The organism is Frigidibacter oleivorans (assembly GCF_003993775.1).
GTDB lineage: Bacteria > Pseudomonadota > Alphaproteobacteria > Rhodobacterales > Rhodobacteraceae > Frigidibacter > Frigidibacter oleivorans.
This window is the reverse complement of the sequence record NZ_RJRZ01000002.1, coordinates 1-20,584: the sequence shown is the minus strand read 5'-3', so window position 1 is coordinate 20,584 and position 20,584 is coordinate 1. Positions and strand designations below refer to the sequence as shown.

19 protein-coding genes are annotated in these 20,584 nt (G+C 70.5%); 11 read left to right on the top strand and 8 right to left on the bottom strand.

The genetic code is table 11. From position 1 onward, the window contains the following. Nucleotides 1–128: 128 nt before the first annotated feature. From holA to EEY80_RS03155, 4 genes are all read right to left on the bottom strand, one after another. Complete coding sequence (gene holA, locus EEY80_RS03170) at nucleotides 129–1,151, bottom strand: DNA polymerase III subunit delta (RefSeq protein WP_126975134.1); 1,023 nt, start codon at nucleotides 1,149–1,151, stop codon at nucleotides 129–131. Further along, the gene (gene lptE, locus EEY80_RS03165; protein WP_126975133.1) at nucleotides 1,148–1,681 is read right to left on the bottom strand and encodes an LPS assembly lipoprotein LptE; all 534 of its coding nucleotides are present in this window, start codon (nucleotides 1,679–1,681) and stop codon (nucleotides 1,148–1,150) included. Before lptE ends, holA begins: the two co-directional genes overlap by 4 nt. Further along, on the bottom strand, nucleotides 1,668–4,229 hold the full coding sequence (leuS, locus tag EEY80_RS03160; RefSeq protein ID WP_126975132.1) for a leucine--tRNA ligase: 2,562 nt from the start codon (nucleotides 4,227–4,229) through the stop codon (nucleotides 1,668–1,670). The genes lptE and leuS overlap by 14 nt, the downstream gene beginning before the upstream one ends. A 103-nt stretch (nucleotides 4,230–4,332) precedes the next feature. Next, nucleotides 4,333–4,842, bottom strand: coding sequence for a DUF3576 domain-containing protein (locus EEY80_RS03155; protein WP_126975131.1), 510 nt, complete (start codon nucleotides 4,840–4,842; stop codon nucleotides 4,333–4,335). A 286-nt stretch (nucleotides 4,843–5,128) separates the two neighbouring features. Between EEY80_RS03155 and EEY80_RS03150 the strand changes: the two genes are divergently transcribed. The 3 genes from EEY80_RS03150 to EEY80_RS03140 all read left to right on the top strand — a co-directional run bounded on the left by EEY80_RS03150 (nucleotide 5,129) and on the right by EEY80_RS03140 (nucleotide 9,216). Further along, nucleotides 5,129–6,250, top strand: a complete 1,122-nt coding sequence (locus EEY80_RS03150; RefSeq protein WP_126975130.1) for a porin — start codon at nucleotides 5,129–5,131, stop codon at nucleotides 6,248–6,250. Nucleotides 6,251–6,398: 148 nt separating this feature from the next. Then, nucleotides 6,399–8,570 carry a tetratricopeptide repeat-containing sulfotransferase family protein gene (locus EEY80_RS03145; RefSeq protein ID WP_126975129.1) on the top strand — a complete coding sequence of 724 codons (2,172 nt, stop codon included), beginning with the start codon at nucleotides 6,399–6,401 and terminating at the stop codon, nucleotides 8,568–8,570. After that, nucleotides 8,557–9,216 (top strand): YggS family pyridoxal phosphate-dependent enzyme, encoded by a 660-nt coding sequence (locus tag EEY80_RS03140; RefSeq protein ID WP_126975128.1) that lies wholly within the window; start codon nucleotides 8,557–8,559, stop codon nucleotides 9,214–9,216. The genes EEY80_RS03145 and EEY80_RS03140 overlap by 14 nt, the downstream gene beginning before the upstream one ends. Before the next feature lie 59 nt (nucleotides 9,217–9,275). On the opposite strand, the gene EEY80_RS03135 is transcribed toward EEY80_RS03140, so the two are convergent. Both EEY80_RS03135 and ribA read right to left on the bottom strand, forming a co-directional pair. After that, nucleotides 9,276–9,779, bottom strand: coding sequence for a L,D-transpeptidase family protein (locus EEY80_RS03135; protein WP_126975127.1), 504 nt, complete (start codon nucleotides 9,777–9,779; stop codon nucleotides 9,276–9,278). Continuing rightward, on the bottom strand, nucleotides 9,776–10,867 hold the full coding sequence (gene ribA, locus EEY80_RS03130; RefSeq protein ID WP_126975126.1) for a GTP cyclohydrolase II: 1,092 nt from the start codon (nucleotides 10,865–10,867) through the stop codon (nucleotides 9,776–9,778). The genes EEY80_RS03135 and ribA overlap by 4 nt, the downstream gene beginning before the upstream one ends. A 182-nt stretch (nucleotides 10,868–11,049) precedes the next feature. Between ribA and EEY80_RS03125 the strand changes: the two genes are divergently transcribed. Next, nucleotides 11,050–11,736 carry a response regulator transcription factor gene (locus EEY80_RS03125; protein ID WP_126975125.1) on the top strand — a complete coding sequence of 229 codons (687 nt, stop codon included), beginning with the start codon at nucleotides 11,050–11,052 and terminating at the stop codon, nucleotides 11,734–11,736. A gap of 205 nt (nucleotides 11,737–11,941) precedes the next feature. Here the strand turns inward: EEY80_RS03125 and EEY80_RS03120 are convergent, their stop codons facing one another. Continuing rightward, nucleotides 11,942–12,502 (bottom strand): hypothetical protein, encoded by a 561-nt coding sequence (locus EEY80_RS03120; RefSeq protein ID WP_126975124.1) that lies wholly within the window; start codon nucleotides 12,500–12,502, stop codon nucleotides 11,942–11,944. A 210-nt stretch (nucleotides 12,503–12,712) separates the two neighbouring features. On the opposite strand from EEY80_RS03120, the gene EEY80_RS03115 reads away from it, so the two are divergent. The 4 genes from EEY80_RS03115 to EEY80_RS03100 all read left to right on the top strand — a co-directional run bounded on the left by EEY80_RS03115 (nucleotide 12,713) and on the right by EEY80_RS03100 (nucleotide 15,384). Beyond that, nucleotides 12,713–13,501, top strand: coding sequence for an exodeoxyribonuclease III (locus EEY80_RS03115; protein WP_126975123.1), 789 nt, complete (start codon nucleotides 12,713–12,715; stop codon nucleotides 13,499–13,501). Nucleotides 13,502–13,598: 97 nt separating this feature from the next. Next, the gene (locus EEY80_RS03110) at nucleotides 13,599–14,513 is read left to right on the top strand and encodes a thioredoxin family protein (protein ID WP_126975122.1); all 915 of its coding nucleotides are present in this window, start codon (nucleotides 13,599–13,601) and stop codon (nucleotides 14,511–14,513) included. 50 nt (nucleotides 14,514–14,563) lie between these two features. Next, nucleotides 14,564–15,205, top strand: coding sequence for an LON peptidase substrate-binding domain-containing protein (locus EEY80_RS03105; RefSeq protein WP_126975121.1), 642 nt, complete (start codon nucleotides 14,564–14,566; stop codon nucleotides 15,203–15,205). Next, complete coding sequence (locus tag EEY80_RS03100; protein ID WP_126975120.1) at nucleotides 15,202–15,384, top strand: Trm112 family protein; 183 nt, start codon at nucleotides 15,202–15,204, stop codon at nucleotides 15,382–15,384. Before EEY80_RS03105 ends, EEY80_RS03100 begins: the two co-directional genes overlap by 4 nt. A gap of 7 nt (nucleotides 15,385–15,391) precedes the next feature. On the opposite strand, the gene EEY80_RS03095 is transcribed toward EEY80_RS03100, so the two are convergent. Then, nucleotides 15,392–16,654 carry a UbiH/UbiF/VisC/COQ6 family ubiquinone biosynthesis hydroxylase gene (locus EEY80_RS03095; RefSeq protein WP_235829716.1) on the bottom strand — a complete coding sequence of 421 codons (1,263 nt, stop codon included), beginning with the start codon at nucleotides 16,652–16,654 and terminating at the stop codon, nucleotides 15,392–15,394. A gap of 81 nt (nucleotides 16,655–16,735) precedes the next feature. On the opposite strand from EEY80_RS03095, the gene EEY80_RS03090 reads away from it, so the two are divergent. The 3 genes from EEY80_RS03090 to EEY80_RS03080 form a co-directional block, all read left to right on the top strand. Then, on the top strand, nucleotides 16,736–18,064 hold the full coding sequence (locus EEY80_RS03090; RefSeq protein WP_126975118.1) for an amidase: 1,329 nt from the start codon (nucleotides 16,736–16,738) through the stop codon (nucleotides 18,062–18,064). A 115-nt stretch (nucleotides 18,065–18,179) separates the two neighbouring features. Beyond that, the gene (locus EEY80_RS03085) at nucleotides 18,180–19,358 is read left to right on the top strand and encodes an aminotransferase class I/II-fold pyridoxal phosphate-dependent enzyme (protein ID WP_126975117.1); all 1,179 of its coding nucleotides are present in this window, start codon (nucleotides 18,180–18,182) and stop codon (nucleotides 19,356–19,358) included. 10 nt (nucleotides 19,359–19,368) lie between these two features. Then, a partial coding sequence (locus EEY80_RS03080; RefSeq protein WP_205749019.1) for a DNA translocase FtsK 4TM domain-containing protein occupies nucleotides 19,369–20,584 on the top strand: 1,216 nt, incomplete at its 3' end.

The window sequence follows — 20,584 nt, the reverse complement described above, 5'->3', positions numbered from 1 at the left end:
TCATTCACGCCGCGCCACGACAATGTTGCGAAAAGTGATACAGGCCCCCGGGAACCGCGCAACATTCACGGGATGTCGCAAGGCGGACATCGGCAAGAGAACGCCGATCCGGCCCCGTCATCGCCCCCTCAGCGCCGGTTCAGCATCGCCAGCCGCATCAGCGCCCGTTCCATCACAGCCATTGCCGGGGCGCGGCTGGAAGAGCGCAGCGTCAGGTCGGTATCCACCAGCACCCGCAGCGCCATTTCCAGCCGGTCCAGCGGCCAAGCCTGCGCCTGCCGCAGCATCCGGTCCCGGCGCGGACCCCAGACCGGCGGGCGCATCCGCGCGATGCCCGAGGATGGGCCCCCCGGATCGGCCACCGCCGCATGCAGCGCGCGGAAGTGGCGCAAGGCCGCGATGCAGACCGTCACCGCGCCCACGCCCTGGCCTTCCAGCCGCCGCACCGTCGGGCCGAGCCGCCGCGCCTCGCCCTCGGCGACGAGGGTCAGCAGGTCGTCCACATCGGCCTCGATCGTCGCGGGGGCGCAGGCCGCCACATCCTCGGGCGACAGGGGCGCGGGATCGCCGTGCTTGTACAGTGCCACCTTCTCGACCGTCTGGCGGAAATCGCCGGGGTCCAGTTCCCGCGCCAGGGTCAGCAGGTCGTCCATCGCCTCGCGCCCGATCTGGGCCAGCCCGGCGCGGCGCAGCGTCTCCTCGATCTCGTCGCGCCCCGGAGGGTCGTCATAGATGCCGATGGCATAGGCGTTGGGATGATCCTCGAAGATCTTGCGCAGGGCCGACTTTGCCTTCAGGTCGCCCGCCGTCACCACCACCGCCGCGTCGCCCGGCCGCCAGTCGGCCACCGCATCGGCGACGAGGGGGGCGAGCGTGTCGGTCGCATCCTCCAGGAACGCCACGCGCTGGCCGGGGAAGAAGCCCTGCGCGCGGATCGCGTCGGACAACAGCGCCCCGTCCTTGCGCAGCTCGCCCGCCGGGATGCGCGACAGGCGCATCTCGCCCTCGCCCTCCGGTCCGATCAGCGCGGCGATGACCTCTTGCCGTCGCAGGGCCACGCGCATCGCATCGGCCCCGAAGATCAGCAGCCCCATCCGCGCCGGGTCGGGACGCGCGAAATAGCGCGCCGCGGCGGCACCGGTCAGCTTCACGGGGCTGCCGCGGCCGTCGCGGCCGGCACGGCCCGCTTCCACGTCGCCGAAGAGGCGATCAGTTCGATCACGATCTGGTCGGCCAGCAGGCGCATCAGCCGTTCATAGGCATCCTCTTCCGCCGACAAGGTCGAGATCGTGGTGCCCGAGGCCGAATAGGAGACGAAGTTGCGGACGGTTCCCGAGGTCAGGACCACGCGCCCCGTCTCGTCCGTCAGCGTATAGCGGACCCTGCCGTCGATATTGTAGCGGGTGATCGAGTTGTCGGTGGTATAGGCCAGCCCGTTGCTTTCGGTCTCGATCTCGTAGGTCATCCGGTAGAGCGGCGTGCGGGTGCGGCCCAGCCGTTCCTCGATCCGCTCGACCAAGAAGAACCCGTTGCGGTCGGAGGGGTCGGCGACCCGGACCTGTTCCAGCAGTTCCGCCCCCGCGCCGCCGGTGCCGTAGACGGGCGAGAAGCCGCACCCGGCCAGGGCCAGGGCGGGCAGGGCCAGCAGCCCGAGGAAGGAGCGGCGGTCAGACGACGACATTGATGATCCGGCCCGGAACGACGATCAGCTTCTTCACCGGCTGGCCGGCGAGGAATCGCACCACATCCTCGTTGGCCAGCGCCAGCTTTTCAATCTCGGCCGGCGGCATGTCCTTCGGCACGGTGATTTCGCCCCGGCGCTTGCCGTTGATCTGGATGGGCAGCGTCACCTCGTCCTCCACCAGCATCGCGGCGTCGGCCTCGGGCCAGCGTGCCTGCGCGACCAGCCCCTCGCCGCCCAGCATGTGCCAGATCTCTTCGGCCAGATGCGGCACCATCGGCGACAGCAGCTGCGCCATCACGCCCATCGCCTCGCGCCGCGCGGCACAGCCGGCCCGCGATTTCGACAGGGTGTTGGCGAAACCATAGAGTTTCGCGACCGAGGTGTTGAAGGCGAAGCCCTCGATCCCCGCCGTAACATCGGCGATGGCGCGGTGGGTGGCGCGGGTCAGCGCCCGGTCTTCCTCGGGATCGTCCGGCGTGTCCGAGGCCGCGATCTCGTCCGCCATCCGCCACAGCCGGCCGAGGAACTTGTAGGCGGCCTCGGCGCCCGAGGCGGTCCATTCCACGTCGCGCTCGGGCGGGCTGTCCGACAGGATGAACCAGCGCGCGGTATCGGCGCCGAAGGCCCGGACGATGTTCACCGGATCGACGACGTTCTTCTTCGACTTCGACATCTTGGCCGAGGGGATGATCTCCACCGCCTCGCCGGTCGCGCGCAGCCGCCCCTCCTCGACATCCTCGGGCAGGTGATAGACCGGCCGGCCCCCGGCATCGCGGGTCATGTAGATCTCGTGCGTCACCATGCCTTGCGTGAACAGGGCGTCGAAGGGCTCGATCGCCTTCGCGGGCAGGTGCCCCGTGGCATGCATCGCCCGGGCGAAGAAGCGCGAATACAGCAGGTGCAGGATCGCATGCTCGATGCCGCCGATATACTGGTCGACATTCATCCAGTAGTCGGCTTCCGCCGGATCGGTGGGCGTGGGCGCACGGGGCGCGGTGAAGCGGGCATAGTACCACGAGCTGTCCACGAAGGTGTCCATCGTGTCCGTCTCGCGCCGGGCCGGGCCGCCGCAGGACGGGCAGGCACAGTCGCGCCAGGTCGGATGCCGGTCCAGCGGATTGCCCGGCTGGTCGAAGCTCACGTCGTCGGGCAGGCGGACGGGCAGGTTCTCCTTCCGCTCGGGCACGACGCCGCAGGCCGGGCAATGGACCACCGGGATCGGGCAGCCCCAATACCGTTGCCGCGACAGGCCCCAGTCCCGCAGGCGATAGTTGGTGACGCCGCGCCCCACGCCATTCGCCTCGCAGAAGTCGATGGCGGCGGCGATGGCGGCCTCGCCGGTCTGGATCTCGGCCCCCGCAAAGCCGCGGACATAGCGGACGGGTTCGGTCTTTGGCGGCACGAAGGCTTCGGCCAGCGGCACCTCGTCGCCCGCCGGGTCCGAGCTTGCGGGCAGGAAGACCGGGTTGATCGGCAGACCGTATTTGGTGGCGAACTCGAAATCCCGGGCGTCATGGGCCGGGCAGCCGAAGATGGCGCCGGTGCCATAGTCCATCAGGATGAAGTTGGCGATGTAGACCGGCAGTTCCCAGGCGGTATCGAAGGGGTGGCGCACCCGGATCCCGGTGTCCATGCCGCGCTTTTCCGCCTTTTCCAGCGCCTCTTCGCTGGTGCCGATGCGGCGGCAGTCGGCCACGAACTCTGCAATCTCGGGATCGTGCCGCTCCAGATGCTTGGCCAGCGGATGATCGGGCGAGATCGCGCAGAAGGACGCGCCCATCAGCGTGTCGGGCCGCGTCGTGTAGACCTCGACCCGGTCGAAGCCGTCGGGCGCATCGACGGTCGAGAAGGCGAATTGCAGCCCGCGCGACTGGCCGATCCAGTTGGCCTGCATCAGGCGCACCTTCTCGGGCCAGTTCTTCAACCCGTCCAGCGCCGACAGCAGCTCGCCCGCGACATCCGAGATGCGGAAGAACCACTGCGTCAGTTCCTTGCGCTCGACCAGCGCGCCGGACCGCCAGCCCCGGCCGTCCTCCACCTGCTCGTTGGCAAGCACGGTCATGTCGACCGGGTCCCAGTTGACCATCGCGGACTTGCGGTAGACCAGCCCTGCCTGCAGCATGTCGAGGAACATCGCCTGCTGCTGGCCGTAATATTCCGGGTCGCAGGTGGCGAATTCGCGGCTCCAGTCGATCGACAGGCCCAGCGGCTTCATCTGGGCGCGCATGTCGGCGATGTTGCCGTAGGTCCAGTCCTTGGGATGGCCGCCCCGTTCCATCGCCGCATTCTCGGCCGGCATCCCGAAGGCATCCCAGCCCATCGGATGCAGCACGCTGAAGCCGCAGGACGCCTTGTAGCGCGCGATCACGTCGCCCATCGTGTAGTTGCGCACATGGCCCATGTGGATGCGTCCCGACGGGTAGGGAAACATCTCCAGCACGTAGTATTTCGGACGGGCCGGATCGTGGCGCGCGACGAAGACGCCCTCCGCCTCCCAGGCGGCTTGCCATTTCGGTTCGGTGGCGGCGGGATCGTAGCGCGACATGAAGGCCCTCGGGAATGCGTCGCGGGCCGTTATACAAGCCCCCGCGCCAAGGTCCAGCGCGGCGGGTCGCGGAAGGGGGCGCCCCGGTCCGGGCGGGTGGGGCCTACAGCCGGCTGTCGCGGATGCGCAGCTGGCGGGCGCGGGTCAGGATCGCGTCCTCGACCGCGCGGACGGTATCGGCATCGGCCGCCCCGCCCGAGGTTTCCAGCGCGACCTTCAGGCTGCGGGCATCGAGCGCGGGATCGGTGACATAGACCGTCGCGCGATAGGACCGCCCGCCCCCCGGCGGCGTGCCGAAGCCGGTGACGATGACGCCCGAGAAGGGATCGACCGATTGCACCGGCAGGAAGTTCAGCACGTCGAGCGAGGCCTGCCAGATGTACTTGTTCACCTCGACGGTGGTGTTCGGGTCGTCCTGCCGCCCGAACACGTCGAAGATCGACTCGCGGATGCTCAGCCGCTCGGTCTGGTTGTCGTAGTCCTCCAGCCCGGTCAGCGCCTGCTGCTGGGCCTGGTTGCTTTCGCGGGTGCCGAACAGATTGCCGCCGCAGGCCGCGACGGTGCCTGCCAGACCAAGCACCAGACCGGCGCGCAGGATGCGGTGCACGAGCATGTGACGATAAGCCCCCGTTCTTCTTTCCCGCTGTCTAGCCGAAGCCCCCCGGGGCGACAAGGTTTTTCCCCGGCAGGCGCGGGGACCGGCGCGGCGCGGCGCGGCGGCCTGTCCGGCGCTGCGCCGCGGGTGACGCCACTGTGGCAAGACTGCACCACGGTTTCCGGCATTCCGGGGCGTGCGATCCGTTTCCGTTGCAATGCGGGGGGCGAAGGATGAAACAGAAGCCCATACCCAACTCGGATTCCCCTGGGGTGGGCGCAGCTTTGATACAACGAGGGAAACGATGAAAAAGCTTCTTCTTGCTTCGACCGCTCTGGTCGGCCTCGCGGGTGCCGCGGCCGCTGAAGTCGTGATCGAAGGTTCGGCGGAAATGGGCGTCACCACCATCGACTACGGTGCGGGTGACTCGCTCAAGTTCCACAACAGCTACAATATCAACTTCGTGATGACCGGTGAAACCGACACCGGCCTCTCGTTCGGCGCGACCTACCGCCTCGACGCGGATGCCAACTCGGAAGAGAACCAGAACCCGGTCGGCGACAACGGCACCGTCTGGATCTCGGGCGCGTTCGGCAAGCTGACCCTCGGTGACACCGACGGCGCGCTCGACTGGGCGATGACCGAACCGGCGATGGGCACTGCCATCACCGACGAAGGCACCACCCACATCGGCTATGACGGCAACAGCGACGGTTTCTACGACGACCAGGTGCTGCGCTACGAATACGCCTTCGGTGACTTCGGGTTCGCCTTCTCGGCCGAACAGGATGATACCGAAGACGCCGATGGCGATGTCGATGACGCTGTCTTCGGCCTCGGTATGAAGTACGCGACCGAATTCTCGGGCGTCGAGCTGGGCTTCGGCTTCGGCTACCAGACCGGCGAGGGCGGCCGCACCTACACCGTGCTGAGCGATCTGATCGCCACCGCTGGCGGCGTTTCGACCGTTGCTGGTTCGGCGGACGAGCTGGTTGCGAGCGACTTCGACAAGTACGGTCTGAGCGTCAAGGCGGCGATGGACAACGGCTTCTCGCTGGTCCTGAACTACTCGATGACCGAATTCGACGACGTCACCGCCGATTACGGCGTGGCTGTGGTCGACTTTGACGGCGCTGACGTCGAGCACTACGGCATCGGCATCGGCTACGAAATGGGCGCGCTGCTGCTGCACGCGAACTACGGTCAGTACAACTTCGACATCGGCAGCGTCTCGGGCTCGACCCCGGCTGCTCCGGCTGGCGTTGACCTCGACGGCGACTTCGAAGACAGCTACGACTCCTACGGCCTGATCGTGAACTACGATCTGGGCGGCGGTGCGATCCTCGCGGCCGGCTACGCGTCGGACGTCTCGGTGGAAGACGGCGACCAGGACCAGTACTCGATCGGTCTGTCGCTCTCGTTCTGATCCCCGGATCGGACGGAATTGGGGAAGAGCGGGCCTTGTGCCCGCTCTTTTCCGTTGCGGGGTCGCCCGATCCCCGCCGCCCCGCTCTCTCGACACTGCTGCCCCCGGCCGGTAACGTCCGCCGCGACGCAGGCGACGGACCGGACCCATGGTGACTGACAGCAAGATCGACCTCGAAGCCCTCTATGCCGAGGCGATGCGGCTGCAGGCGGCCGGGCGCCTTGAAGAGGCGCTGCAGCGCTACGAGCGGATGCTGGCGGCAAAACCCGGCATCCCCGAGGTGCATTTTCAGGTCGGCCGTATCTTCCTGACCGCCGACAAGATCGACCGCGCCCTGCCGCATCTGCAGGCCGCGACCCGGCTGCGCCCCGGCGAACCGGCCGTGTGGCTGGCGCGGGCGCAGGCGGTGGCGCTGGCGGCCGATCCGCAGGCCGAGACGGCCTTCCTGTCCGAGTTGAAGACGGCCCCGGTCCCGGCGGACCTGCGCCTGCGCCTGCAGGACCGGTTCGGCGCCGCGCTGCGCCGCCCCGCCGGGCTGCCGCCCGCGCTGCAGGTCGAGGGGCGCAAGCTGCTGGCGCTGATGGCCGCGGGCCGTTTCGCCGAGGCCGACCTTGCGGGCACCGCGCTGCTGGCCCGCCACCCCAATCTGGCGCCGGTGCTGAACCTCGTTGCCACCGCGCGGGCGAAACAGGGCAAGGTCGAGGCCGCGACCGAGGCCTATCTGCGCGCCGCCCGTGCCGCGGGCGACGACCCGGAACCCTTCGAGAATCTCGGGCAGATGTATCTGCTGCAGCGCCGCTTCGCCGAGGCGAAAGAGGCGTTCAAGCAGGCGGTCGCACTGGGCCCGCGCCGGGCCTCGGCGCTGGCGCTGCTGGCGGCGGCCTGCCTGCAGCAGCGCGACCTGCCCCGTGCCACGCGCCTCGCCGAGGCGGCGATCCGGCTCGACCCCCGGGACGCGGCACCGCATGTCACGCTGGCCAATGTCCGGATCCGGCAGAAGGATTTCGCCGGGGCCGAAGGGGCGCTGCGCGCGGCGCTGGCGGCCGATCCCGACCGCGCCGATGCGCTGGCGCTGCTGGGGCAGTGCTGCTCGCGCCTCGGCCGCGACGACGAGGCGATGGCCTTCTATCGTCGGGCGCTGGACCTGCGCCCCGATCTGCCGCTGGCCGTGTCGGGACTTGCCACGCTGTACCAGACGCTGGGCGATTTCGAGGCCGCCGAACCGCTGTTCCGCCGCAGCTTCGAGCTGTCGCCCAATGCCGGCGAGACATGGCGTAACTTCCTCGCCTCGCACCGCGTCACGGAGGGCGACCCGATCCTGGGCCAGATGCAGGCGCGGTTCGACAACCCGATGCTGGGCGACGAGGATCGCATCGGCTTCGGCTTTGCCATCGCCAAGGCGCTGGAGGACCTGAAGCAGTATGACCGGGTCTTCCCCTACCTGAAGACGGCGAACGACCTGTCACGTCGGCTGTATCCCTATGACATCGCCCAAAGGCAGGCGCGCGTCGCCGATGTGATGGCCAGCATGGCCAGCCGCGACTGGCCGGGCACGGCGGTCGGGGGCACCGAAGGCTTCGCGCCGATCTTCGTTACCGGCATGCCGCGGTCGGGCACCACGCTGGTCGAACAGATCATCGCCAGCCATTCCGCCGTCACCGGCACCGGCGAGGTCAATGTCGCGGCGAACCTTGCCACCGCGCTTCTGTCCGCCGGCACCCATGCCCGCGCCCTGGCCGGGATCCCGGATGCCGAAATCGCCGGGCTGGGCCGCGACTATGCCGCCGCACTGGCGACCCGGGCGCCGGGCGCCGCGCGGATCACCGACAAGTCGATCCAGAGCTACATGTATATCGGGCTGCTGAAGCTGGCCCTGCCGCAGGCGCGGTTCATCGTGGTGCGCCGCGATCCGCGCGACAACCTCGTGTCGATCTACAAGAACCGCTTTGCCGAGGGCACGCATCTCTATTCCAACAGCCTGCGCGACCTCGGGCTCTACTACCGCACCTTTCACGAGATGATCGAGTTCTGGCGCGCCCGGGTGCCCGGCTGGTTCCACGAGGTGCAGTACGAGGATCTGGTCGCCGACCCCGAGACCCAGACCCGGCAGCTGATCGCCGCCTGCGGGCTGGACTGGGAGGATGCCTGCCTGAACTTCCACCAGAACCGCCGCAAGGTCGACACGCTGTCGGTGTTCCAGGTGCGCCAGCCGATCAGCACCGGCTCGCTGCAGTCCTGGCGCCGCTATGCCCCGCATCTGGGCGAGCTGTTCGAGGCGCTGGGCGACCTCTTGCCGGGGGACGGCGATGCCGCTGAGTGACATCCGCGCCCGCATCGCCGAGGCGGAGACCGCCGCGGGCCGCGCGGCGGGATCGGTGACGCTGATCGCCGTGTCGAAGATCCAGCCCGCCGCGCGGGTCGAGGCGGTGCTGGACGAGGGCCAGCGCATCTTCGGCGAGAACTATGTGCAGGAGGCGGCGCTGAAATGGCCCGCATGGCGGGCGCGCTGGCCGGGCGTCAGCCTGCACCTGATCGGACCGCTGCAGACCAACAAGGCCAACAAAGCGGTGGAACTGTTCGAGACGATCCAGACGCTGGACCGCCCGAGCCTCGCCGAAAAGCTCGCCCGGCTGGCGCAGGGGCGGGGCACCAGCCCGGAGCTGTTCGTGCAGGTCAATACGGGGGCAGAACCGCAGAAGGCCGGCATCCTGCCCGACATGGCCGACGATTTCATCGCCGCCTGCCGGATGATGGACCTGCCGCTGGCCGGGCTGATGTGCATTCCGCCCGATGGCGAGGACCCGGCCCCGCATTTCGCGCATCTCGCCCGCATCGCCGAACGCAACGGCCTTGCCGGCCTGTCGATGGGCATGTCGGCGGATTTCGAAACCGCCATCGCCCATGGCGCCACCCATGTGCGCGTGGGGTCCGCCATCTTCGGCGCGCGCAGCCCCCGCCCGGCCTGAGCGCCCGGCCTCGCGCAGCGGGGGGAGGGGGCAGTCTTTCCGCCGCCCGCTGCGCCGGATCAGGCCCGCACCACCAGCCGCGAGTCGGGCCTCAGCCGGCGGGCGATCCCGATCAGGTCGGCCCGTGCCAGCGCCACGCAGCCGGCCGTCGGATGCCCGGGCCGGCGCCAGATATGCAGGAAGATCGCCGAGCCGCGTCCCGGCTGCGCCTCGGGCCAGTTCCAGTCGGTGACCAGCACGAGGTCATACATCGGATCGGCCCGGCGCAGCCGTTCGGCGCTGGCGGGGAAGGGCGCCGCGACCATCTGGTTGTAGTGCTCGTGATCGGGGTCGTCGCACCACAGGTCGAAGGGCCGGATCGGCACCGCCCAATCGGGCAGGGCCGTGCGGGCGATGCGGTCGGGGCGATAGAGCATGCCCACGATCCGGTGCCGTCCCGCCGGGGTGCAGCCGTCGCCTTCGCGCTTGCGGGCCGTGATGCCGCCCCGGCCGATGGTGCAGGGCCAGAGCCTGCCGCCGAAGCGCAGGCCGCCGGGGGTCACGACCAGATCCGTCGCGCTCACAGCAGATGCCCCGACTTGGCGGCCTTGGTCGCCAGATAGGCGGCGTTGAACCGGGTCAGCCCCACCTTCAGCGGCACACGTTCCACCACCTCGATCCCGTTCGCCTCCAGCATCCGGACCTTGGCGGGGTTGTTGGTCAGCAGCCGCACCTTGCCGAAGCCCATGCGCTGCAGCAGGCCCGCGCCGATGCGGAAGTCGCGCTCGTCATCCTCGAAGCCCAGACGGTGATTGGCCTCGACCGTGTCGAAGCCCTGATCCTGCAGCGAATAGGCGCGCATCTTGTTGGCCAGGCCGATGCCCCGGCCCTCCTGGTTGAGGTAGAGCAGCACGCCCGCGCCCTCGGCCCCCATCTGGTCCAGCGCGGCATGCAGTTGCGGCCCGCAATCGCATTTCAGGCTGCCCAGCACATCGCCGGTAAAACAGGCGGAATGCAGCCGCGCCAGCACCGGCGCATCGCGGGGGGGCGCGCCGATCTCGACCGCGTAATGTTCCTCGCTGCCGTCGCCGGGGCGGAAGATGTGCAGCCGCCCGCGTTCGGCCGCGGCCATCGGCAGCCGCGCCGCCACCACCGGCGCCAGCGGCGCGGCGAGGTCCAGCGCCGGACCCGCCTCGGCCATGTCGATCCGGGTCAGGCCCTCGGCCTGTGCCAGCGCGGCGCCGTCCGCCACCGGCAGGACCAGCGCCGCGGGCAGCAGATGCGCCGATTTCGTCAGCCGGATCGCGGCGCGATGCAGGTCCGCCGGCCCGTCGCGCAGCGACTGGAACGGCCCCTTCATCGGCATCGCCAGATCGCGGGCCGGGTCGGCCACCGCCGCCACCCAGTCGAGCGTCGCGGCCTCGGGCACCGCGATCCGGGCCAGATCGCCGTCATAGGCCCGGGCCTTCAGCGTCTCGGCCCGCCGGTTCGTCACCGCCAGCGCCAGCGTGCCGCCCATCGCCCGCAGCCCGGCCAGACGCGCCGCATCCACCGCCTCGGCCGCCACCGCCACCACCGCGCCCTGCCCATCGCACAGCACCACCGGCACGCCCATGCGCAGGTCGGCGCGGGCGCGGTTCAGTCGTTCGACGATGCTGGGGCCAAGCGGCATGGGGATGTCCGGTGCGGGCGATCTCGGCCTCACAGATAGTCCGGCCTGTCGTGATTTGAAACATATCCCCCGCAGGCGACACGTCCGCGTGAGAGATTTGTTGCATTCCTTGTCCCCCCGCCGGCGGTCGCGCATCTGTGAGGACAGCCGAGACCGGCACCTGCCCAGAAACGGAGGCGAGCATGGCCAACCTGAAGAAGATCCTGCTGGTGGACGATGACGAGGACCTGCGCGAGGCATTGGCCGAACAACTGGTCGCCACCGAGGATTTCGACGTGTTCGAGGCGGGCAGCGGCCATGAGGCGGTCGAGAAGGTCAAGGGCGCGATCTACGACCTCGTGATCCTCGACGTGGGCCTGCCCGATACCGATGGCCGCGAACTGTGCAAGCGCCTGCGCAAGCAGGGCGTCAAATGCCCGGTGGTGATGCTGACCGGCCATGACAGCGATGCCGATACCATCCTCGGGCTGGATTCGGGCGCGAATGACTACATCACCAAGCCGTTCAAGTTTCCGGTGCTGCTGGCCCGGCTGCGCGCGCAGCTGCGCCAGCACGAACAGTCGGAAGACGCGGTCTTCCAGCTTGGCCCCTACACGTTCAAGCCGGCGATGAAGATGCTGGTCGACACCAAGGACCGCAAGATCCGGCTGACCGAGAAGGAAACCAACATCCTGAAGTTCCTCTACCGCGCGCCCGACGGCGTGGTGGCGCGCGACGTGCTGCTGCACGAGGTCTGGGGCTACAATGCCGGGGTGACCACGCATACGCTGGAAACCCACATCTACCGGCTGCGGCAGAAGATCGAGCCCGACCCCTCGAACGCGCGGCTGCTGGTGACCGAGGCGGGCGGCTACCGGCTGGTCGCCTGAGGGGCGGCTGACGCCAGTATGGGTTCTGGACGGGATTTGCGGAACCGGAAGGCCGGGATCGCGTTCAGACCTCACCGGGCCGGACAAGACCGCCCGATGCGAATTCCAAGCCCTCCCGCGCCGGGGTCAAGGCGCGGCTTCCCTCCCTGTTGGACTTGCCCGGGCTTCGGCCCGGGCTTCTTTTTTCCGGCGGGCCGGCGAAGGGTCAGTTGGCGGCGGTGACCGTCGCCTCGGGGAAGGCCACGTCCTTCAGGAACGGATAGGCGATGGCGACCAGCTGTTGCTGCTGCGCGCCCTCGATCCGCATCATGTACCATTCGCCGCCCTCGTTCAGCACCAGCAGCGACTGGCGGTTGAGCGTCTTGCCGCGGGCGTTGGCGGCGGTGAACTGGGTCGGCACGATGGCCCAGGTCACGCGGCTGCCATCGGGCAGGGCGGAATCCGTGGCCTCGACCCCGGTCACATCCGCCGCGAAATCGGCGAAGGTGGCGGCCTTCAGCAGCGCGGCAGTCTGTTCGGTCAGCACCGCGTCCAGCTGTCCCGCCTCGATCCCGGCCGATCCGGCGAAGATGTTCTTGATCCGGGGCGGCAGGGCTGCGACCACGCGGTCGGCCTCGCCCCGGCCGATCGCGCGCAGGTAGCCGTCGACGGCGCCTTGCATCTGGCGGGCCTCGGCGGCTTCCAGCGGCCGCGCGGCGGCCGGCAGCGCCGCCAGAACCGGCAGGCTCGCCAGCAGCGACAGGGTCAGGGCGGGGATCGGGCGCATCGGTTTTCCTTTCGCTCGGGCCGGCGTTTCCGGGGCCGGTCTGCCTGCGAAGGGCCCATCCGGACCCTCCGGCCGTGGTTTGGGCGATCTGTGACAGCAGGCGGGGCAGGGCTCAAGTCACAAACCGGCCAGTGGCGGCGCATTGCCCGCCCGCCGCGGCGCGGCTATGGTCCGCCGCCGGCCGGAGCCCGGCCGCAGCGGAGACCGGACATGCCCTTCACCCTCGCCACATGGAACATCAACTCCGTCCGCCTGCGCGAGGGGCTGGTCAGCCGGCTGCTGGCGGAAGAGACGCCCGACATCCTGTGCCTGCAGGAATGCAAGGCCCCGGTGGACAAGATGCCGCTGTCGGTCTTTGCCGCCGCCGGCTACCGCTGGTGCGTGGCGCGCGGGCAAAAGGGCTATAACGGCGTCGCGATCCTGTCGAAGCTGCCGATCGAGGACGCGGGCGACCGCGACTTCGCCACGCTGGGCCATGCCCGCCATGTCGCGGCCCGGCTGGAAAACGGCGTGACCGTCCACAACTTCTATGTCCCGGCGGGCGGCGACATCCCGGACCGGCAGCAGAACCTGAAATTCGGCCAGAAGCTCGACTTCCTGACCGACATGACCCACTGGTTCGCCGCCGACCGCCCGCACAAGGCGATCCTCGTGGGCGACCTGAACATCGCCCCGCGCGAAGACGACGTCTGGAGCCACAAGCAACTGCTGAAGATCGTCAGCCATACGCCGGTCGAGGTCGATCATCTGGGCAAGGTGATGGAGTCGGGCCGCTGGGTGGACATCACCCGGCAGGACATCCCGTCGGGGCTGCTCTATTCCTGGTGGTCCTATCGCGCCGCCGACTGGGACGCCGCCGACAAGGGCCGCCGGCTCGACCATGTCTGGGCCACGCCCGACATCGCCGGCGCCGCCCATGGCAGCCGCATCCTGCGCGCCGCGCGTGGCTGGGACCAGCCGTCGGACCACGCCCCGGTCTTCGCGACCTTCGACCTGTAGCGGCGGGGCCGGCAGGCCCGCCCCGGCGGCGCAACCCCCTTGGCGGGCCGGGCCGAAAGGCTCATATAGGCGCCAGACCCTTGCGCAGGAGGAACCGATGCTGGAACTCGGCCAGAAACCCGCCCAACCGACCGCCGCGCCCGGCGACCTGGTCAAGGACGTATCCGAACGCGACTTCATGGCCGAGGTGATCGACCGTTCGCGCGAGGTTCCGGTGATCGTCGATTTCTGGGCGCCGTGGTGCGGCCCCTGCAAGCAGCTGGGCCCGGCGCTGGAGGCGGCGGTGACGGCGGCGAAGGGCCGGGTCGTGATGGCCAAGGTCAATGTCGACGAAAACCAGATGATCGCCGCGCAGCTGCGGGTGCAGTCGATCCCCACCGTCTATGCCTTCTGGCAGGGCCAGCCGGTCGACGGCTTTCAGGGCGCCGTCTCCGGGTCCGAGGTGAAGGCCTTCGTCGACAAGCTGGCGGCGCTGTCGGGCGATGGCGGGCTCGCCGAGGCGATCGAGGCGGCCGAGACGATGCTGGCCGAGGGTGCCGCGGTCGATGCGGCGGAAACCTTCGCCGCCATCCTCGAGGAAGAGCCCGAGAATGCCGCGGCCTTCGGCGGGCTGGTGCGGGCGCATCTGGCGCTGGACAATGTCGATCAGGCCGAGGCGCTGCTGAACGCGGTGCCTGCCAAGATCGCCTCCGCCGCCCCGGTCGAGGCCGCGCGGGCGCAGCTGGCGCTGCTGCGGCAGGCGGCGCAGGCCGGCCCCGTGGGCGAGCTGCGCGCGCGGGTCGAGGCGGACCCGGCCGACCACCAGGCGCGCTTCGACCTGGCGCTGGCGCTGCATGCCGCCGGTCAGGCCGACGAGGCGGTGGACCAGCTGCTGGACCTGTTCCGCCGCGACCGCGAGTGGAACGACGGCGCTGCCAAGGCGCAGCTTCTGACCATCTTCGACGCGCTGAAGCCGACCGACCCCCTGGTGCTGAAAGGGCGGCGGCGGCTGAGTTCGATGATCTTCTCCTGATCCGGCCGCGGGGCGTTGCCCCGCTGCCGCACCGGGCTAGGTGGAACGCGATGATGAAGGCCGCAGACCTGCCTGACGCGATCCCGCTGTTTCCCCTGCCGGGGGCGCTGTTGCTGCCCCGCGCGCGCCTGCCGCTGCATATCTTCGAGCCGCGCTACCTGCAGATGCTGGAGGATGCGATGAAGACGCGCGACCGGCTGATCGGCATGATCCAGCCCCGGCCCGCGCCGCAGGGCGAACGCAAGCTGAACGCCATCGGCTGCGCCGGCCGCGTCACCGCCTTTTCCGAAACCGAGGACGGGCGCTACATGATCACCCTCACCGGGATCTCGCGGTTCCGGCTGCGGCGCGAGGTGGCGGGCTTTGCCCCCTATCTGCGGGGCGAGGTGGACTGGACGGGCTTCGACCGCGATCTGGGGCGCCCCGAACAGGACGACGGTTTCCGCCGCGAGCCGTTCCTTGCCCTGCTGGGCCGCTATTTCGAAAGTCAGCAGCTGGCCACCGACTGGGATGCGCTGAAGGATGCGGAGGACGAGTTGCTGATCAACTCGCTGTCCATGCTGCTGCCCTTCGAGCCCGAGGAAAAGCAGGCCCTGCTGGAGGCGCCGACACTGGCGACGCGGCGCGAGACGCTGGTGACGCTGATCGAGTTCGCGCTCCGCTCCGGCGGCGAGGAGGATGTGCTGCAATGAGCGACGAGACGCAGTTTGACCGCCGCATGCTCGAGGCCCTGGTCTGCCCGCTGACCCATGCGCCGCTGCACTATGACGCGGACCGGCAGGAACTGGTGTCGAAACCGGCGCGGCTGGCCTTCCCGATCCGCGAGGGGATTCCGGTGATGCTGGTGGACGAGGCGCGGGAAGTCGACTGAGGCGGGATCAGGCCGGCAGCCCCTGCAGCAGCCGGGGCAGCGGCCCGGCCAGCGGCGACAGGCCCGCCGCCTGCCGCATGAAGCCGCGGCGCAGCGCCGGCACCGCCTGCACCAGCCCCATGCCAAGGTCGCGGCCGGCCCGCAGGATCGGGTTGTCGTTGGAAAACAGCCGGTTCACCGCATCCATGCCAAGGGCAAGCGTGGTGGAATCGAACCGCCGCCACTGCTGATAACGGTCCAGCACGTCGGCGGCGCCGATGTCCTCGCCCCGCCGCCGCGCCTCGGCCAGCACCTCGGCCAGCGCCGCCACATCGCGCAGCCCGAGGTTCAGCCCCTGCCCGGCGATGGGATGCACGCCATGCGCGGCATCGCCCACCAGCGCCAGCCGCGGCGCGACATAGCGGTCGGCCAGCGTCAGGCCCAGCGGATAGCTGAAGCGCGGCCCGCACAGGCTGATCGCCCCCAGATGATCGCCGAAGCGCGGCCGCAGCACGGCGAGGAAGCCCGCATCGTCCAGCTGGGCGATGTCGGCGGCGGTGGCGTCGCGCTCGCTCCAGACGATGGAACTGCGGTTGCCGGTCAAGGGCAGGATCGCGAGCGGGCCGGAGGGCATGAAGAACTGCTGCGCCACCCCGCCATGCGGGCGCTCATGCGCGATGGCCGCGACCAGCGCCGTCTGGCCATAGCCCCATCCCGTGCGCCGGATGCCCGCGCGGCTGGCCGTGGCCGACCCGCGCCCGTCGGCGCCGATCAGCAGCCGCGCCGTCAGCGTCCGTCCGTCCGACAGGGTGACGGCGATGCCGGCGGGGGCGGGCGCCTGCGCCACCACCGGGGTGCCGGGGATATGGGTGATCGCGGGGCTGGCCTCCATCGCCGACAGGAAGGCCGCGTAAAGGTGCCGGTCCTCGACCATGAAGCCGACGGGGCCCTCCTCGATCTCGGCCGAGCGGAAGTCGAGGAAGAAGGGTGCCGCGCCCTCGCCCGCCCGCCCGTCCGAGGCGCGCACTGCGGTCATCGGCTGGGCATCGGCGGCCAGCGCGGGCCAGACGCCGATGGCGGACAAGAGCCGCTTGGACGCGATGGCCAGCGCATAGGCCCGCCCGTCGAAGGCGGCCTCGGCCCGGGCGCGGGCGGGCTGTGCATCCACCACCGTCACCGTCAGCCCCGCCTGTGCCAGCGCCAAGGCCAGCGCCGGACCGTTCAGCCCGCCGCCCGCGATCAGGACATCGCAGGACGGGGCGGCGGCGGCGGGGGGCGGGGCATCGGTCATGGGCCCGAATATGGCGCGGCGGGCGGGATTGTCCATGCGCGCATCTGCCGCTAGCGTCCGTTCCGGCAACCGGGGATGGCGATGGACTGGCGGACGGCGGGCGCGGGCGAGTTGGGGCGGGCGATCGGGCGGGGCGAGGTCGATCCCGTCGCGCTGACGGAAACGTTTCTCGACGCGGCGGCGGCCGATCCCGACGGCCCGCGCATCTATGCCCGCCTGACCCCCGACCGCGCGCGGGCCGAGGCGGCGGCGGCGCGCGACCGTGCCCGGTCCGGCCTGCGGCGCGGCCCTCTGGACGGGGTGCCGGTCAGCTGGAAGGACCTGTTCGACACCGCGGGCGTGGCGACCGAGGCGGGATCGCGCCTGCTGGAAGGCCGGGTGCCCGGGCGCGACGCGCAGGTTCTGGCCCATGCGACGGCGGCGGGGCTGATCTGCCTCGGCAAGACGCATATGACCGAACTGGCCTTCTCGGGCCTCGGCGTGAACCCGATGACGGCGACGCCGCCCAATGCCTTCGATCCGGCGCTGGCGCCGGGCGGCTCGTCCTCGGGTGCGGCGCTGTCGGTGGCGCGGGGTCTGGCGGCGGCGGCGATCGGCTCGGATACCGGCGGATCGGTCCGCATCCCCTCGGCCTGGAACGGGCTGGTCGGGCTGAAGACGACGCATGGCCGCCTGCCGCTGGACGGCGTGGTGCCGCTGGCGCCCTCCTTCGACACCGTGGGGCCGCTGGCGCGGAACGTCGAGGATTGCGCCCTGCTGCTGGCGGTGCTGGAGGGCGGGCGCCCCGCCGACCTGCGCGGCGCGACGCTGGCCGGCGCGCGGCTGCTGGTGCTGGAAGGCGCGCCCTTCGACGCGGCGCGCGATGCCCCGGTGGCGGCCTTCGAGGCAGCGGTGGAGCGGATGGGGGCGGCGGGCGCGCGGGTGGACCGCGCCGACCTGCCGATGACCGGGCCGGCGCTGGCGCTGTCGCCGCTGCTGTTCGCGACCGAGGCCTATGGCGTCTGGTCCGAGGTGATCGAGGCGGCGCCCGACAGGATGTATGCCCCCGTGCTGGATCGGTTCCGCGGCGGGCGCGGCGTGTCGGCGCCCGACTATGTGGCGGGCTGGCGGCGGTTGCAGGCGCTGCGGGCGGACTGGCGGACGGCGGTGGCGGGATATGACGCGGTGCTGCTGCCCACCGCGCCGATCCTGCCGCCGGACGTGGCGCGCCTGTCCTCGGATGCCGAATACTTCATGACCGAAAACCTGCTGGCGCTGCGCAACACCCGCATCGGCAACCTGTTCGGCCTCTGCGCCCTGTCCCTGCCCTGCGCGGCGCCGGGCACCGGACTGTCGCTGATGGGCCTGCCGGGGCAGGAGGAAGGGCTGTTGCGCATCGGCCACGCTGCCGAGGCGGCGCTGCGCGACTAGGCCACGGCGGGGGTCGCAAACGCCGCTGCGACGGGACTTTTTCTGGACCGCTGCCCCGGCTTTGGCTAGACTCCGGTCGAACGGGGCGCCACGACCCCGACGACGAGAGGCAGACATGGCATTCCCCGAGCGGTTCTCGAACCTGCCGGAATACGCGTTTCCGCGCCTGCGGGCGCTTCTGGATCACCACCAGCCGGGGGGTGAGCCCATCGCCATGACCATCGGCGAGCCGACTCATCCCATGCCCGGTTTCGTGGCCGAGGTGCTGACGGCGGAACTTGCGGGCTTTTCGAAATACCCATCGAACGAGGGCACGGCGCCGCTGCTGGCGGCGATCGCGGGCTGGATCGGCCGCCGCTATGGCGTGACGGTCGGGCCGGGGCGGATCTGCACCGCCAACGGCACGCGCGAGGCGCTGTTCAATGCCTGCGTCGCGCTCAGCCCGGAACGCAAGGACGGCAAGCCGCCCGTCGTGCTGATGCCGAACCCCTTCTATCAGGTCTATGCGGTGGGCGCGGTGGCTTCGGGGGCGGAACCGGTCTTCGTGCCGGCCACGGCGGAAACCGGCTTCCTGCCCGACTATCACGCCCTGCCCGCCGACCTGCTGGACCGGGTGACGGTGGCCTTCCTGTGTTCGCCCGCCAATCCGCAGGGGGCCGTCGCCTCGCGCGACTACCTGATGCGGCTGCTGGCGCTGGCGGAACGGCACGATTTCACCGTCTTCGCCGACGAATGCTATTCCGAGGTCTGGCGCGACGCGCCGCCCCCCGGCGCGCTGGAGATCGCCGCGGCGACAGGGGCGGATCCGGAGCGGGTGCTGGTCTTCAACTCGCTGTCCAAGCGGTCGAACCTGGCCGGGGTGCGGTCGGGCTTCGTCGCCGGCGGGCCCAAGGCCATCGCCCGCATCCGCCAGCTGCGCGCCTATGCCGGCGCGCCGATCCCCGGCCCGCTGCAGGCGCTGAGCGCCCGGGCCTGGGCGGACGAGGCGCATGTCGAGGCGAGCCGGGACCTGTATCTGCAGAAATACGATGCCGCGGCCGAGGTCCTTGCCGGGCTGCCGGGCTTTGCCTTGCCCGAGGGCGGCTTCTTCCTGTGGCTGCCGGTCGAGGATGGCGAGGCGGCGGCGCTGAAGCTGTGGCAGCAGACCGGGGTGCGGGTGCTGCCGGGCGCCTATCTGGCGCGCGACACGGCGCAGGGCAATCCGGGCAAGGGTTATCTGCGGGTGGCGCTGTGCGCGCCGCTGGACGAAACGCGACGCGGGCTGATCCGGCTGCGCGACTGTCTGTATGGGTAAGGAGAGGAAGATGGCGTCCTATCAGGCAAGGCAGCGCGATCCGCTTCTGGACCAGAACACGCAGGCGGTGCTGGAACGGCGCGGCAAGGAACTGCTGGGCGGCGCGCTGATCGTGCTGGGCGTGCTGACGGCGATGATGCTGGGCAGCTATTCGCCCGACGACCCCAGCTTCCTCGCCGCCACGGACGAACCGGCGCAGAACCTGCTGGGCGGGATCGGCGCCGCCATCGCCTCGCCGCTGTATGTCATTGCCGGGCACGGAGCCTGGGGACTGTCGCTGTGCCTTCTGGGCTGGGGGCTGCGCTTCATGCTGCATCGCGGGGAAGAGCGTGCGGCGGGGCGGGTGATCTTCGCCCCGATCGGCGTGGCACTGATGTCGGTCTATGCCTCCACGCTGCTGCCCGGGCCGGAATGGACCCACAGCTTCGGCCTCGGCGGGCTGTTCGGCGACACGGTGCTGGGTGCCCTGATCGGCGTGGCGCCGGTGAAGGCCACCTTCGGGCTGAAGGTGATCTCGCTTCTGGTCTTCGCGGCGATGCTGGCGGTGGGCGCCTTCGTGCTGGGCTTCGACCGGGCGGAACTGACGGCGATCCGGCGCTTCCTGCTGGTGGGATCGGTCATCATCTATGCGCGGCTGCTGAACATGGCGGGCCGGGGGGCCGACCTGTCGATGCGCGCGGCGCAGGCGGCAGCGGAAAAGGCGCGCGAACGCCGCGCCGTGGCCCGCGACCGCGCGGCGGAGGCCGCGCAATGGGATGCCGCCGAACGCGCCGTGCCGGAGCCGCGCCGCCGGGCGCTGCCGGCGCAGGCAGCGTTGCAGGATCACTGGCAGCACGAGGACGAACCCGCCCCGCCGCCCCGCCGGGTGCTGCGGGCCGAGCCGGCCTATGCCGCGCCCGAAGAAGACGACCTGATCGAGGACGAGCCGGTCTGGGACGCCGCCCCCGCGCCGCGGCAGGGCCTGCTGGCGCGGGTGTCGTCGCAGATCCGCCGGGTGGTGGAGCCCGAACCGGAACTGGTGGAGCCGCCGTTGCTGTCGCCGCGCGCCGCGCTGGCCGATGCCCCGCCCGAAGAGCGGATCCGCGCCCGCATTGCCGATGCCGTCAAAAGCCGCAGCCGGCTGGTCGCCGATCCGCGCCCCGGGGCGCCGGTCGCGCCCGCCGCCGCCGCGGCCCCGCGCCGGATGGAACCGCCGGTGACCGCCGCCGCCGCTGCTGCCGCGGGGC